Source organism: Streptomyces sp. NPDC005791 (genome assembly GCF_042871485.1).
Taxonomy (GTDB): domain Bacteria; phylum Actinomycetota; class Actinomycetes; order Streptomycetales; family Streptomycetaceae; genus Streptomyces.
In genome coordinates, this window is sequence record NZ_JBIAIP010000006.1 from 301,297 (window position 1) to 315,586 (window position 14,290).

Below are 14,290 nucleotides of genomic sequence, written 5' to 3' on the forward strand. Positions count from 1 at the left end.
GATCGGTAGTTCGGGGCCCTGCATAACGCGGCTCATGGGCTCCTTGTACGCGGGCTGGCCTGAGACGCGGCCCTGCCACGCGCGGGACGTAAACCGGGCCGGACACCAGGGACGTCGAATACTCGGCTCAGAGGCTGATGACCCCCGTGCGGGTGTCGGTCATATCCATCAGCGTCCACTTGCCGCCGATGCGGCCCCAGCCGGTGGAGCGGGCGCCTGCACCGCCGAACGGCATGTTGATGTCCCACCAGTTGTTGGACTCGTTGACGAGGACCTGCCCGACCTCCATCTCTTCGAGGAAGCGGAACGCGGAGGCCATGCTGCGGGTGAAGACGGCGCCCTGCAGGCCGAGCGCGTCGTCGTTGGCGATGCGTAGCAGATCGTCCTCATCGCGGCCGGTGATGATCGGCACAACCGGCCCGAACGACTCCTCCTTGGACAGCAGGCTGTCTTCCGGCACCCCGTCCACCACGGTGAACTCGTAGTACAGGTCGGTGGGCATGCCGTCGCGGCGGCGGCCGCCGACGAGGATCCGCGCGCCGCGCTCGCGGGCGTCGGCCATGTGCCGATCCATCTTGGCCGCCACGCCCTCGTTGTTGAGCGGGCCGAGCATCGTCTTCGCGTCGAGCGGGTCGCCGAGGGTGATGCGCTGCGACTCGCGCAGCACCGCCTCCACGAACGCGTCATGCACGTCCTGATGCACGACGACGCGCTCGGTGGCGCAGCACACCTGGCCCGCGCATGGGTAGGCGCCGTCGACGGCGGCCTTCGCGGCGGCGTCGATGTCGGCGTCGGCGAGGACGACGAGCGGGCCGTTGCCCGAGCACTCCATCAGCGAGCGCTTCAGACCGGCGGCGCTCTGGATCTTCGCGCCGGTGGCGGAGGAGCCGATGAAGCCGATGGCGTGAATGCCGGGGTTGCGGACCAGTGCGTCACCGAAGGCGCCGTCGCCGGGCAGGATGCTGACCAGGCCGTCGGGCAGACCCGCCGCGGCGAGTGCCTCCATGGCCTTCAGCACGGTCAGCGGGGTGTTCTGCGGTGGCTTGACGATCAGGGCGTTGCCAGTGGCAAGGCCTGGGGCGGCGAACTCCGAGAACATCAGCAGCGGAAAGTTCCAGGGCGTGATGATGCCCCAGGTGCCCACCGGCCGGTGGAATGTAAACATCCGCTTGCTGTTGTCGCGGGAGAGCAGAGTCTCGCCGTTCAGCCGCACCGCGTCCTCGGCGTGCAGCCGGAACAGCTCAGCAGTCTCGGTGATGTCGGCGACCGACTCTGCGAGAGGCTTGCCCTGCTCGAGCGTCTGCAGCCGGGCAAGCTCGTGGCGCCGTTTGTCGATCTCGTCCGCGATACGGCGGCACATCTCGGCGCGCTCCCAGACGTTGGTCCTGGCCCACTCGCGCTGCGCGGCGTGCGCGGCCGTCACGGCGGCGTCCAGATCGGCCTGCACGGGGCGCGGTAAGGTGCCGACCATCTCGCCGGTCGCTGGGCTCAGCACCTCGTAGGAGTCGCTGCCGGCGCCGTCGGTGAAGCCACCGTTGATGAACAGCTGCTGGTACAGAGGCGGGGTGGGCATGACGGGTCCTCTCGGCGTGTAGAACTTTGCGGCAACTCAAACATCAGCAAATGGAGGCCGTCAAGACTGCTGAAACGGCAATTGATAAAGCGCAGGATTGTTTATGCGGCAATCTGACGCTTGGTTTTCAATGGTTCTACAGGAGCCGCATGTCAATTTCAGCCAACGTCCCCACCGCAGGGCTTCGGCGTAGTAGGACCTCGTCCTTTTTGATCACGTGAGGCCGAGATGGGTGTGGGTGCGGGTTTGTAGACGTGTTGCCCGGCCGCACCGTTGAGGCACTGGAGGAGTGGTTGCGTGAGCATCCGGGCGTTGAGATCGTGTGCCGGGACGGCTCGGCCGCCTACGCCGAGGCGATGCGCCGGGCACTGCCCGAGGCGGTGCAGGTCGGTCGGTGGCACATCTGGCATAACCTCGCCGAAGCCGTCCGCAAGGAGGTCGCCGCGCACAGCATCTGCCGGGCGAAGAGCGGCCCACCGCCCCGCGAGGGGGTGCAGGCCGCCACGACGCGTGAGCGATGGCATCACGTTCATGACCTGCGCACACGTGGAGTCGGCCTGCTGGAATGCGCACGCCGGCTGAACCTCTCGCTGAACACGGTCAAGCGCTACGACCGTGTCACCGAGCCGGAACGCCTCATCCGTGCTCCCAAGTATCGGCCCACGCTCGTGGACCCCTACCGTGATCATCTGCGGCGGCGACGCGAGCAAGACCCTGCCGTGCCCGTCCTGCACCTGTTGCGGGAGATCAAGGAGCTCGGCTGTCGCGGGAGTTCCAACCTGCTCCACAAGTACATCAACCAGGGACGTGTCGAAGCCGAACGCCCCGCGCTGTCCCCACGTCGCCTCGCCCGCTACCTCCTCACCCACCCCTCGATCACCGCAAGGAACACCAGCAGGGACGGATCGAGGCCGCCACCACCGCCTGCGCGGAAATGTCTGCCCTCGCCACGTTGATCAGTTCTTTCGCCGCACTGCTGAGACCCGTCGAGGGGAACGCGGAGCGACTCAGCACGTGGATTGGCACCTCGCTAGCCGAGGAACTGCCCCACCTGCACGCCTTCGCCCGTGGTCTCGAGCGGGACCGCGCCGCCGTGAATGCCGCTCTGACCAGGGCATATCACAATGGCGGAACTGAAGGCGTCAACAACAAAACGAAGCTGATCAAGGGACAGATGTACGACCGGGCCGGTTTTCCCCTCCTTCGCCACCACGTCCTTCTGGGACGACTTCACCTTCCGTCACCACCGCAAGTGAGACAGAGCCGTTCACCGTACAGCCCCGGGCGCCGGGTTCCACGACTCCGGTCGGGGTGATACTGCTCGCGGGGACGGAAACGTGCTGGTCAGCCTGGGTTGCGGAGTGCTTCGAGTCGTGCCAGGGCATTGGTGATCACGTCGGTCCAGGGCCAGTGGCGTGCGAATCTCAGACGACATCCGCGAGGCAGTCCCCGCCCAACGCGACCACGAGAGCCACATCCAGCAGGATCTTGCCCGGATCGTGCACCGCCCTCGGACGCAGCTACGGCGTCAGCGCCGCCAAGCGCCTGGTCCAGCCCGGCCTTGCGGACCGTTTCGACCAGCAGCACGGCACCGGCCTGGGACACCACCGCCCGGCCACCACCCTCAACGCGGACGCGAGGATAAGACCCGATACGCTTCTTCACCTGGGAAGTGCCTCCGACGGTGGCAGGAACAAGGACCTCGACAATCCTCATTCTTGCTGGTCAGAGGCACTTTTCGCTTACCTGACCACCCGTCGGACAGCCCGCTTCATGAAAGCGCGAGGCTAAGTTCGACCCCACCCCACCCCACCAGCGAACGGACCCCCCTCCATGACCAACGGCCTCACCTGGATAGGCGCCCACGCCCACACCGCCACGCCCGTCCCCGGAATGCGCGGCGGCATCTCCCTCACCCTCGCCCGAGGCATCAACCCTGACGAGTTCCTCATCAACCTCGGGGCCGACCTCGATCAGCTCGCCGCCCGCACCCCGCTGGCCGAACTGCGTAGCCAGCCCACCCCGCCCGGCCACGACCCCACCCGCTACGCCTACGCGATGTACGGCAGCGAGGGTGAGTGGACGTACGTGCTGGAGAACGACCACGCCGCGACCTGGGCAACCGGCTTCCGCCGTGTCCCCTCGATGAGGCCCGGCCCGGGTGAAGAGATCCTGTGCGCCAGCCGGAACCTGTACAGCCCGCCCGCCGCGATCCTGCACGTCGAAGGCGACGAGGTGATACGGCGCGCAGAATTCGGCACCACCACCGGCCACGAGTCGGCGTTGGACGCGGCGCTCACCGCCGCCGGTGCCGTCTTCCCCTCCATCCCCGACGCCACCGCCGACGAGGTGACCGCCTACTACGAACAGCACGGCGCGCGCCTGCCCACCCTGGTGTTCACCGCGCTGGGCGCGTACACGGGGCTGAGCATCGACCAGGCTGCCGCACAGGCCGGGGATCTCCCCGCCGTCCACCTCCTCACTCCTTGAGCGACTCTGTCGGGGATCTTGTGCGCGCGGCTCATTTACCTTGCCGCCACCAGCATTCCCAGGTCAGGCCGCGGGCCCATAGACCATCGAGGTGAGCACGTACCCACATCGCGCCGTGGTGCCCCTGGGGTTACATCTGGCGGGGGCGGCTCACCTGGAGCTGGTCTCCGGGGTGGTCCAGCTGCGTCCGCAGGACGCGATGGTCGAGGCGATGGTGCGGGGCTGGCGGGCCCAACAGGCCGCTCGCGGGCTCCGCGGAGACACGGTCATCGCCCGAGAACGGCTCGTACGCAGGTTCCTTGAGTACACCAACGAGTACCCGTGGGCCTGGACTCCGGGGCATGTGGACGAGTGGTCGCTCTGGCTGGCCAGCGAGAAGCACCTCGCGCCGTCCACGATCCGCAGTTACCAGGGCAGTCTGCGCCTGTTCAGCGAGTTCTCGATCGACGGCCGCTACGGCTGGGCAGTTGCCTGCGAGGATGCCTTCGGCACCCACCCGATAGCGATCTGCCACGAGTGGAACACCATCGCCCACCTCAACGACTACGAGGGCAGTGCGGAGGCGAGGCCGTTCACCCGCGAGGAGATCCAGCGCTTCCTCGACTACGCCGACGACCAAGTCGACCGGGCGGTGCGGGCCAAGCGCGAGGGGGCCCTCGCCGCCTACCGGGATGCCACGCTCTTCAAGGTCATCTACGAGTGGGGGCTGCGCCGCACCGAAGCGGCCAAACTCGACTTGGTGGACTTCGGTCGCAACGCCTCGGCCCCGCATTTCGGTCGGTACGGCACGCTCGACGTCCGCTACGGCAAGGCGAAGAAGGGCCAGCCTCCCCGGCGCCGGAACGTACTGTCGGTGATGGACTGGGCGGTGGAGGCGGTCGCCGACTACGTGGAGAACGTGCGGCCGCGGTTCGGCTGCGAGGACCATCCCGCGCTCTGGGTGACCGAGCGGGGCGGCCGGATCAAACCCGCGGAAATCAACGCCCGGTTCGTCACCTACCGCGACGCGCTGAAGCTCCCGAAGCAACTCGTCGTCCACTCCGCTCGCCACGCCTACGTCACCCACCTCACGGAGTACGGGGTTGACCGGCGGTTTCTCCAGCAGCAAGTCGGTCACGAGAATGACAGCTCCACCGCCATCTACACCCACGTCAGCGACGACTTCATGAACACCATGCTCCGCAGGGCACTTGCTCCCGCGCTCGCCCCGACCTCCGCAGACAAGGACCGCTGATGGCCGCGAAGCTGGACTACCAATGGCACCTGCGCAAGATCATGGCCGACCGCGGACTCTTCTCCACCACGGATCTCATCCCGCTGCTGCAAGAACGCGGCATCACCTGTCCTCCAGCCAGGTCTACCGGCTCGTCGTCGAGTGCCCAGAACGGCTCAGCCTGAAAATTCTCATGTCCCTGCTCGACATCCTCGCCTGCACCATGGACGACCTCATCGTGCCCGTGGCCGCAGCCGGCTCCGAATCAACTTCCGCAACGAAGAAGGCTGTTGGAGCCGAGACTGACATCGGTGGCCTGCGGCCCAAGCGAGCCCGAATCCGCGGGCTCGAGTGACCGTGACCGCACCCGGGCACTCCGAGCGGGCCGTCACCGATCCGGTCGGGCTGATCGTGGACCTGATCGGAGCCGTCGAGCACGCCCTGGAGCCCGACCGGATCCGCGCCGTGGTCATCAGCGTCGCGGGCGGCCGCTCGAAGTCACGCCGCCTCGCAGCGCATCTGGCCGAGCATCCCAGCGTGCTGACCGACGGGCGCTCTCCGGCGCCCAGGGCCGTCGGCGACCTCCTCATCGCCCTGCGCGAGGCGGGAGCTCAGACAGTGTCGCCGCCATGTTGTGCTGAGTGCGGCAGACAGTTGCGCACCCTCCAGCGCCGCGGCCAGGACTGGTACTGCTGGAACCGCGGACTGCTGCCCGAGCCGTGTACTTCCTGCGGAAACACCCGCCGGGTCGCTTCACGCGACCGGGCAGGGCGACCACGATGCGGCAAGTGCCGGACGCCGATGGACGCGACCCGATCACGGTGATCGGTGCCCTGATCACCGAACTGGACCCGCAGGCCCGGCAGGAAGTGATCGCCGACGTGGTCCACCGAGCGGCACCCCGCCCCTCCTACCAGCAGAAACTCGCCTGGGCCCTGGAGTCCAACCCTTCCCTGCTGACCGGGGACGGCCATCTCGCACCCCACCGCGCGATCCTCCGGCTGATCGATCTGCTGCACGAGGCCGGCGTCACCGGGATCGTCCGGCCGTCCTGCCCCGGCTGCCACAGATTCGTACGCATCGACAAGCCCCTGGACGGACAGCGGGTCTGCCGCATCTGTATCTCCCACTCCCGCATCGAGGAGGGCTCAGGCTGCGGAGCCCGCCGAGAGCCTGCAACCCGTGACGACCAAGGCCGTCCGCTGTGTCCGAACTGCCTGGTCAACGACCCTGCGAACCTTGAGCAGTGTGTCCGCTGCGGCCGACGAAAGGTCGTGAACACCCGCACGCCGGACGGTCCGTTCTGCCCGAGCTGCCCCTCCCTCCCTACAGCGACCTGCAGCATCTGCGGCAATGAGAAACCCTGCGGCGCCTCCCGCACCACGGGCCGACCGTGGTGCCCGGACTGCCAGCATCGCTCAGCACCGTGCTCGGCCTGCGGAGCCGTCGCGGCCGTCGTCTCCGGCACTCTCGACCAGCCCCTTTGCGAGGACTGCACCGCCCTGAGGTCTGGCACACCTGCCCCACCTGCAACGATCCCGACTACCCGCACCCCGGCCAGTGCGCTCGCTGCCTCCTCAACCGGCGCCTGGGCGAACTCCTGGGCCCTCCGTCCGATGCTCTCCATCCGGGTCTCGAAGCCCTGCGGAACGACATCGCCACCGCCGAGCACCCCATCACCGCCAGGCGATGGCTGAACAAGCCCTCCGTCTCCCCGGTCATGGCCGACCTCGCGGCCGGCCGACGAGCCCTGACTCACCAGGCCCTCGACGAGCTGCCCGACAGCCCGCCCCTCGCCCACCTCCGCCAAGTCCTCGTAGGCGTCGGTGCCCTGCCTGAGCGGGACGAGTACATGGTCCGCCTCGAACGCTTCCTCACCAGCCTCCTCGCAACCCAGCACAACCCCGAACAGCGCAAAGTCCTGCACCGGTATACGATTTGGCACTTGGTACGGCGACTACGCCGACGCACCAACGGCCTTCCCCTCACCCCGCAGCAGTTCATATCCGCACGTCAACGCACCCACGCGGCCGTCGCCTTCCTGAACTGGCTGACCGCCCACGACCTCACCCTGAAGACCTGCCGACAGGCCGACCTCGACTTGTGGCTCACCGACGACTTCGCCACCTACCGCCAGACAGCCGGGCACTTCATCCGCTGGGCCCGCACCATCAAGCTCTCCACCGTCCACGTCCCCGCCATCCGCTGGAACGGCCCCACTCAGCCACTCGATGACGAGCACCGCTGGAACGTCGCACGCCGGCTCCTGCACGACGACACCCTCAAGCCCGAAGACCGTCTCGCGGGACTCCTTCCTCCTCCATGCCCAAGGACTTTCGGCGATCAGCCGGTTGACCATCGAGGAAGCTGAGATAGCTGCCCACGAAGTACGTCTCCGCCTCGGCGATGCACCCGTCCAGTTGCCCGAACCCGTCGCCGAACTGGCCCGCACCGTTGCCGCGAACCGCAAGGGCCACGCGAGCATCGGCGCTCTGGCACCGTCTCCATGGCTCTTCCCCGGCGGCCAGCCCGGACGCCCGATCAGCACCACCCAGCTGACCCAGCGGGGCATCCATACCGACGTCGCCGTCGCCTGGCAGCGACTCTCCGCGGGCGACTGGGCCGCCTACGCGGCCGAGGTCAGCCGCCGAACTTCACCGCAACAACGACCGGTCCACGACCAAGGAGCAAAATCATGAGATTCGACAACCACCGCGTCGTCATCACTGCTGCCGGCCGCGATTTCGGGCGAACTCTGGCGATCCGGCTCGCAGACCTCGGCGCCGAGGTCTTCCTGTCCGCACGCAGCCTCGCTGCCGCTGAGCGTGTCCGCGATGAGATCCAAGACCGAGGCCATCAGCGGGTTCACGCCTATGCCTGCAACCTGACGGATCCCGCCTCAATCAGCGACTTCGCTTCCAGCGTCGCCCAGCACACCAACCACGTCGACATCCTGATCAACAACGGCTCGCGCTACCTCGAAGGGCCGGACCTCCAGTCAGCCTCCGACGCCGATGTCGTCGACACCATCGCATCTGGCGCCACGGGCACGGTCCTGACCGTGAAGAACTTCCTCCCTCTCCTGCTCAACTCGGACAAGCCGGATGTGGTGACGATGATCTCCGCCTGTGGAACGGCCGGACATCACCGCTCGGACGCACACGACGCCTTCTACGCAGCCAAGAGCGCACAAGCCGGGTTCACCGAGGTCCTCTCCAAGCGCCTACGGCCCCAGGGAGTCCGAGTGATATCGCTCTACCCGCCCGACTTCGACAACACCGACCCGCTCTCCGAGGAGTGGAAGACCACTCCTCGGGAGGCCAAGGATGCCCTCACCGCCCAGTCGCTCGTGGAGTGCATCCTCTTCGCAGTCGCCCAGCCCCGTGACTGCTTCATCAAGGCATTCCACTTCGAACAGGTCTGAACGCTCGCATACTCAAGCAGCTGACGTCGAATCCCGGGCCGCACACCAGAGGCTCCAGATCAGAGGCATTCGGACAGTTCCAATCCGACGTCACCATTACACGTCACCGAGCTTGCCGAGCTGCGGGCCGTGGCCGACTGGGCGAGACTCACCGCCAGCTGGCGGACTGCGCTGGATACCGAACCGATCGGACCGTGCTGATGAGCACCAAGCTCTTGCTGGAGAACATGCGGGACACCTCCGGCTTCTTCCAGCAAGACGTGCTGGAAGTAGCGTGGGCTGCCGTCCCGGAGCGGTTCCGCACGGTGGATCTGGTCTCGGACGGCCTGGAGCCCGCGGACCTCGGCGCCTTCACCCTGGGCAGGCAACAGCACAGCCTCCGGCTCCGTTTCTTCCGGCTGCCCGCTCCGATGGACCGCGAGATGGCCTGGTGCTGCTGGCGTCTGGTCGAACTCGGCGGCCGGGTCCCGGTCGGATCCTTGCAGTCGCTGATCAACTCGCTGGCCAGGGCGGTGGAGGAGCACCCTGACCTGCGCGGCTCGCTGATGCGACGCACCCCGCGAGAGTGGGAGCGGATCCTGGCCGCGGCCTACGCCCGGCACTACGGCCGACTTCCGGGCAAGGGTTCGGGCCTCAACACCGGGACCGTGCCGCGGCGTTACTACCAGATCCTGTGGACCGCCTACGACCAGCGCCCCTGGTGGCAACGCGAGGTCTGGGACCCCGTGCTGGACCCGCGGATCCCGCTGCGGGCCCACGAACCGCTGGGCGATCACGGCCTGTACTTCCAGTCCCTCCAGCCGCTCTGGCTGCGGAACGGCTTCCAGTGGTACCGCAAGGTCTGGCTCATCGGCCAGCACCCCGCCCCTCCCACCTGGCTGTGCGATGAGCCCGCCGAGGTGAGGGCGTTCATGCTGGACTACCTCAGCCATGTCCGCGCCCAGACCGCCAGGCCAGGGCCGAACCGGGGCAAGCCGCTCTCACCGCTGCGCGTGAACGACATCATCACCGATGGGAGCGCCGCCGCCCAGGCCCGCGCCGAGCAGGGCCTGCGGGAGATGATCCGCCAAGGGAAGCCCATCACTTTCCGCGGCCTCGCCCAGACCGCAGGCGTCTCGCTCGACTTCCTCTACCGGCGCACCGAACTCCGTCGACGAGTCGAGCAGTTGCGGACCCAGCAGCGAAGCCACCCGCCACAGCCGGTCACGCAGCCGCCCGACGACTCGCCCAGCAGCGTCGTGCGCACCTTCACCGCCCAGCTCGCCGGGCTCAAGCGGCGGCACCGCGACGAGGTCCAAGCCCTGCGGCGGGCCCTGGAAACCGCCCGGAGCGAGAACCTCGAATGCCGCGCCGCCTCGGCCCCCGGCGCACCACCCATCCCGAAGTATCCTGACGGCGATCTTCTGCCGTAGTCCGGCCTCAGTGGGGCGCCGCGACCGCAGTGGTGCGCCAGGCCCGCCCGATCTCGGCGGTCGGAAATGGCGTCCGCTTGCTCTCGGTGAGTAGACAGCGGGCGAACTCGCCGAAGATCACGGCAGCTCGGGAATGCCGGTCGATGATCGTGGCGATCTCGCGTGGGACGCCGTCGGGCCGGTGGCCGGCGATCCACTCGCGCAGGAACGCCTCGTGTTCCATATCGCCGCGCAGGCCATTGGGCAGGTGGTGGCGGAGCAGATGACTCGCAGTATGGCAGCGGTCATACGAAAGATGGTCGGTGAGGAACTCTGCCTCGGCCGCTGACAGTTCGAAGCCGGAGCTCAAGGTGAGTCCGAAGTCCGCGAAGTACAGCAGTCGACCGTCGGTCAGGACATTGGCGAAGTGGGCGTCGAAGTGGACGAGTCCGTGCGAGCTCATGAAGGCAGTCCCTCGAGAAAGGGCCTCCTCCACCCACAGGTACGGCGAGCCCTCCCCGCCCTCCGGCGCGGCCGTCCGGTAGTCGTGCAGCCAGTCGCCAAGTGTCTGCGGGACGTGTTCCAAGAAGAGCACCAGGCTGGACGAAGACCGGCCGATGGCCTCCAGACGCTCCCGCACGGCCGATGAGCCCTCCCAGTGCGCGACCGCCCCGTCGATGCCCCCGAACTCGTCGGCGAACCCTTCGGGAGGGGAGTCGGGCAGGATGCGCCAGTGGTACATCAGCGGAAAGCCCTCGTACTCGTTCCCGAGGACCCAGTTGGTGGTCATGACGTGCACGGCCAGCTCCCGCCAGGCCCCGAACCCTGCTGAGCCCACCCCGTACTGGTAGAACATGGGCAGTCCGAAGAGGTTCGCCGTCGACCGCGCATTCTTTGGCCGCAACTCGGTGTCCGTCAGGGGGACCCGCTTGACGAACACCCGCGTGCCATCGATGTCCAGCTCCGCCGACCTGCCGCCGATGCCGGACCCGAGCGGGGCCGCGGCGGCCACGACCTCGCCGAGCCGACGGTCACTCAGCAGGGACAGGCGCGTGGCGACGGTCCCATACGCAGCGAGCCGCGCGGCATACCGCGGGTCCGGATGGTGCATCGACGACTCCTCGGTGCCCAGAGCCAGGCTTCGGCGCTCCCGCGGACGTGGTCGACCCTATCCGTCGGGACTGTCGAAGGAGCAGGTACTCGAAGCCGCCCGGCGCGACAACGCTGCCTCAGGCCACGACGTATCCCGCCACGAGACCTCCTGACATCGATCTCTTGCGGACACGACCACAAACGTTCTAGCTGCGCGAACACCCACTGTTCAGCCGTTTGCCCCGGATACCAGAGGGACGACCCGGTACATCGACGCCGCCATCGCCCAGCTGCGCGCCGAAGGTCACGAGATCCGCGACGAGGACGTGGCGCGGCTGTCCCCGCTCAAGCACAAGAACCCCAACGTCCTGGGCCGCTACAGCTCCACCGCCACTCAGCCGGCGGGCGACACCCTGCGCCCGCTACGGGATCCGGTTGCGGCCGGGCTCGAGGACGACGAGGACGGCGCGGAGGACCGACAGGCGTCAGGAAGCGACCAGGGCGCCGATCGAGAACCGTCACACCGCGCTCGGCAGGTCGCCACCAGACTGGTGACGGCCCGCGATGGGGGGATATCCCCCTTCCGATCCTGGGGTGCGCCGGATCGTGCCCCGTTGGGGGCGAAACTAGCGTCCAGTCATGACTTCGCCACTGCGAAAGCACCTCGCCATGGCACTCGGTATCGCTGCGCTGCTCGCCGCCGAGGTGGCCCCCGCCGTCGCCCAGCCCGCTGGGCCCTCCCTTCTGAAGCAGTTGCGCCAGGACACCGAGGCGATCCACGCCCTCGGCATCAGCGGTGTGCAGGCTCGCGTGATCGCGCCTGGCGGTCGGCAGTCGGTCGCCACCAGCGGCACCGCCGACCTGAACACCGGCCGCCCGGTCCCGTCCAACGGCTACTTCCGCATGGCCAGCACGTCCAAGACGCTGGTCGCCACCGTGGTCCTCCAACTGGAGGCCGAGGGCGCGCTGTCCCTGGACGACACGGTCGACCACTGGCTGCCAGGAGTGGTGCGGGGGAACGGCAACGACGGCAGCCAGATCACCATCCGCCAACTGCTCCAGCACACCGGTGGAATCCGCGACGACCTGCCCGGATACACCACGCCGGAGGAGTACTACCAGCAGCGCCACGCCGTCTACAGCCCCGAGGAACTGGTTGCCCGGGCCATGGCCCACGAGCCGGCGGACTTCTTGCCCGGCAAAGGCTGGGAGTACTCCAACACCGGCTACGTCCTGATCGACATGATCATCCAGAAGGCCACCGGTCAACCCACCCACCGGGAGATCGAAGACCGCATCCTGCGCCCCCTCGGCCTCGATCGGACCCGGTGGATGGGCACCTCACCCACCGTGCCCCGGCCGCACGCCAAGGCTTACCAGTTCTTCGGCCCCGGTTCCCGGGTGGACGTCACCGATCAGGTACCGGTGGACTACGAGAACCTTTCGTGGGTCACGACCACACAGGACGAGAACGACTTCTTCCGCGCGCTACTCGCTGGCCGCCTGCTACCGACGCGGCAGCTGGCCGAGATGAAGCAGACCGTCCCCGTGAGCGCGCAGGTCCAAGAGCTGTGGCCCGACGGCCGATACGGGCTCGGCCTGGTTGAACGCCCCTTGAACTGCGGAGGAAGCTACTGGAGCCACGAGGGCGGGGACGGCGGCTACATCACTCTCAACGGCGTCACCGACGACGGCAGGCGAAGCGCCGTGGTCTCCATGTCCGAGGCACGCGGCGACACCAAGCAGCACATCCTCGAGCAGGAGAACGCGGCCAGTGACCTGATCGACCACGCACTGTGCACCGGGGGCCCCAGCACCCCGTGAGCGGAGGCGAACTCAGGCACAGCTACAGAGACCTCTGGCCACGGGAGTCACGCACGGTCATTTTCATACATCGCTCCGACCGCGTTATGCGCCTGCCGAAGCCACCCCGCCGACCGGGGACGAACGGCCGGCCGCCCAAGCACGGCCCGGAGTTCCGCTTCACCAAGCCGGAGACCTGGCCCGAGCCCGCGATCACCACCGTCACCGACACCACCAACTACGGCAAGGCCGAGACGCGGGCATGGGACCGGGTCCATCCCCGGCTCACCCACCGTTCCTCATGGCTCGACCACGACGGCGAACTACCCTTGGTCGAAGGCGCGTTGATCCGCTTGAAGGTCGAACATCTGTCGAAGGACCGGGACGCTCCGCCGGTGTGGTTGTGGTCCTCGAAGACCGGTGCCATCCCGGACGATGTGGACCGTTTCTGGCAGGCGTTCCTCCGCCGCTTCGATCTGGAGCACACCTTCCGCTTCGCTAAGCAGACCCTCGGCTGGACCACCCCGAAACTCCGCACGCCCGAGGCGGCGGACCGCCGGACCTGGATCCTGATCGTCGCTCACACCCAACTCCGGCTCGCCCGCCCTCTCGCCGAGGACCTCCGCCGGCCCTGGGAGAAGCCCACCGCCTTCGGCCGGCTCACCCCTGCCCGGGTCCGCCGGGGGTTCAGGAACATCCGCGCTCACCTCGCCTGCCCGGCCCGCGTTCCCAAACCCCGCGGCGCCGGCCCCGGACGGCCACCCGGCGCCAAGAACAGGCACCGGGCACCCCACTACGACGTCGGCAAGACCGTCAAACGCCCAGAGACCCTCAAGGCCATCGGCAAGCCCGGAAGATCTTGGTAGACAAAGAACAAGCTAGGCGGCTGGGCTGCAGCTGCAGCCGGTAGTGCCTCGGTCCACAGATTTGCGGGCGGACAACGTGCTGCTGACCGTGGACCAGGTCATGGTCGTCGACTGGCCTTGGGCCGCAGTCGGGAGCCGCGTGGTTCGGCGTGCTCGTTATGGGCCCGAGTGTGATCATGCAGAGTGCCCCGGAGGCGATCGACCTTCTCGAGGAGCACCTTGAGGCCCAAGGTGCTCCTCCGGAGGGGTGACCACAGTCCTGATCGCCATGGCTGGCCTTTTCCTTCACCAGTCCGTCCAGGCCGCGCCGGGGCTGCCAACCGTGCGTGAGTTTCAGCGGGCTCAGGGCGAAGCTGCGCTCCGCTCGCTCCGCCGGCGGGCACAGGCTGGTTCGAGGAGGACGCCTTCGACAGGGACGACCTGGTTGAGCCTCAGCCA

General features: G+C 67.8%; 12 protein-coding genes and 4 pseudogenes. 13 read left to right on the forward strand and 3 right to left on the reverse strand.

Annotated features, from left to right (window positions below):
• Positions 1-127 precede the first annotated feature (127 nt).
• Complete coding sequence (locus tag ACFYSH_RS14805; RefSeq protein ID WP_388752668.1) at positions 128-1,573, reverse strand: aldehyde dehydrogenase family protein; 1,446 nt, start codon at positions 1,571-1,573, stop codon at positions 128-130.
• A gap of 248 nt (positions 1,574-1,821) precedes the next feature.
• On the opposite strand from ACFYSH_RS14805, the pseudogene ACFYSH_RS14810 reads away from it, so the two are divergent.
• Positions 1,822-2,798 (forward strand): annotated as a pseudogene (locus tag ACFYSH_RS14810) (transposase); the annotation flags it as partial.
• A 205-nt stretch (positions 2,799-3,003) separates the two neighbouring features.
• On the opposite strand, the pseudogene ACFYSH_RS14815 reads toward ACFYSH_RS14810, so the two are convergent.
• Positions 3,004-3,238, reverse strand: a pseudogene (locus tag ACFYSH_RS14815) (transposase); the annotation flags it as partial.
• Positions 3,239-3,406: 168 nt separating this feature from the next.
• Here ACFYSH_RS14815 and ACFYSH_RS14820 point away from each other — a divergent pair.
• The 9 genes from ACFYSH_RS14820 to ACFYSH_RS14860 all read left to right on the forward strand — a co-directional run bounded on the left by ACFYSH_RS14820 (position 3,407) and on the right by ACFYSH_RS14860 (position 10,112).
• Positions 3,407-4,063, forward strand: a complete 657-nt coding sequence (locus tag ACFYSH_RS14820) for a hypothetical protein (protein ID WP_359466616.1) — start codon at positions 3,407-3,409, stop codon at positions 4,061-4,063.
• Positions 4,064-4,154: 91 nt separating this feature from the next.
• Complete coding sequence (locus ACFYSH_RS14825; protein ID WP_388752672.1) at positions 4,155-5,297, forward strand: tyrosine-type recombinase/integrase; 1,143 nt, start codon at positions 4,155-4,157, stop codon at positions 5,295-5,297.
• Entirely contained in the window at positions 5,297-5,461 is a 165-nt protein-coding gene (locus ACFYSH_RS14830) for a hypothetical protein (RefSeq protein ID WP_388752812.1), read from the forward strand. The genes ACFYSH_RS14825 and ACFYSH_RS14830 overlap by 1 nt, the downstream gene beginning before the upstream one ends.
• Positions 5,458-5,631: a hypothetical protein gene (locus tag ACFYSH_RS14835; protein ID WP_388752804.1), complete on the forward strand. Its 174-nt coding sequence runs from the start codon at positions 5,458-5,460 to the stop codon at positions 5,629-5,631. The genes ACFYSH_RS14830 and ACFYSH_RS14835 overlap by 4 nt, the downstream gene beginning before the upstream one ends.
• A 2-nt stretch (positions 5,632-5,633) precedes the next feature.
• On the forward strand, positions 5,634-6,101 hold the full coding sequence (locus ACFYSH_RS14840) for a hypothetical protein (RefSeq protein WP_388752675.1): 468 nt from the start codon (positions 5,634-5,636) through the stop codon (positions 6,099-6,101).
• A 658-nt stretch (positions 6,102-6,759) separates the two neighbouring features.
• The gene (locus ACFYSH_RS14845) at positions 6,760-7,647 is read left to right on the forward strand and encodes a hypothetical protein (RefSeq protein ID WP_388752678.1); all 888 of its coding nucleotides are present in this window, start codon (positions 6,760-6,762) and stop codon (positions 7,645-7,647) included.
• 49 nt (positions 7,648-7,696) lie between these two features.
• Positions 7,697-7,975 carry a hypothetical protein gene (locus ACFYSH_RS14850; RefSeq protein ID WP_388752681.1) on the forward strand — a complete coding sequence of 93 codons (279 nt, stop codon included), beginning with the start codon at positions 7,697-7,699 and terminating at the stop codon, positions 7,973-7,975.
• Positions 7,972-8,700: an SDR family oxidoreductase gene (locus tag ACFYSH_RS14855; protein ID WP_359466637.1), complete on the forward strand. Its 729-nt coding sequence runs from the start codon at positions 7,972-7,974 to the stop codon at positions 8,698-8,700. Before ACFYSH_RS14850 ends, ACFYSH_RS14855 begins: the two co-directional genes overlap by 4 nt.
• Before the next feature lie 200 nt (positions 8,701-8,900).
• Positions 8,901-10,112 (forward strand): DUF6262 family protein, encoded by a 1,212-nt coding sequence (locus tag ACFYSH_RS14860; protein ID WP_388752684.1) that lies wholly within the window; start codon positions 8,901-8,903, stop codon positions 10,110-10,112.
• Between the two features lie 7 nt (positions 10,113-10,119).
• Here the strand turns inward: ACFYSH_RS14860 and ACFYSH_RS14865 are convergent, their stop codons facing one another.
• A complete protein-coding gene (locus ACFYSH_RS14865) occupies positions 10,120-11,202 on the reverse strand; it encodes a protein kinase family protein (protein WP_359466641.1) in 1,083 nt (360 codons plus the stop codon).
• A 238-nt stretch (positions 11,203-11,440) separates the two neighbouring features.
• On the opposite strand from ACFYSH_RS14865, the pseudogene ACFYSH_RS14870 reads away from it, so the two are divergent.
• The 3 genes and pseudogenes from ACFYSH_RS14870 to ACFYSH_RS14880 form a co-directional block, all read left to right on the forward strand.
• Positions 11,441-11,647: pseudogene (locus ACFYSH_RS14870) on the forward strand (Tn3 family transposase); the annotation flags it as partial.
• A 175-nt stretch (positions 11,648-11,822) separates the two neighbouring features.
• Positions 11,823-13,007: a serine hydrolase domain-containing protein gene (locus tag ACFYSH_RS14875; protein ID WP_359466643.1), complete on the forward strand. Its 1,185-nt coding sequence runs from the start codon at positions 11,823-11,825 to the stop codon at positions 13,005-13,007.
• Positions 13,008-13,078: 71 nt separating this feature from the next.
• A pseudogene (locus ACFYSH_RS14880) lies at positions 13,079-13,852 on the forward strand (transposase); the annotation flags it as partial.
• Positions 13,853-14,290: the final 438 nt, after the last annotated feature.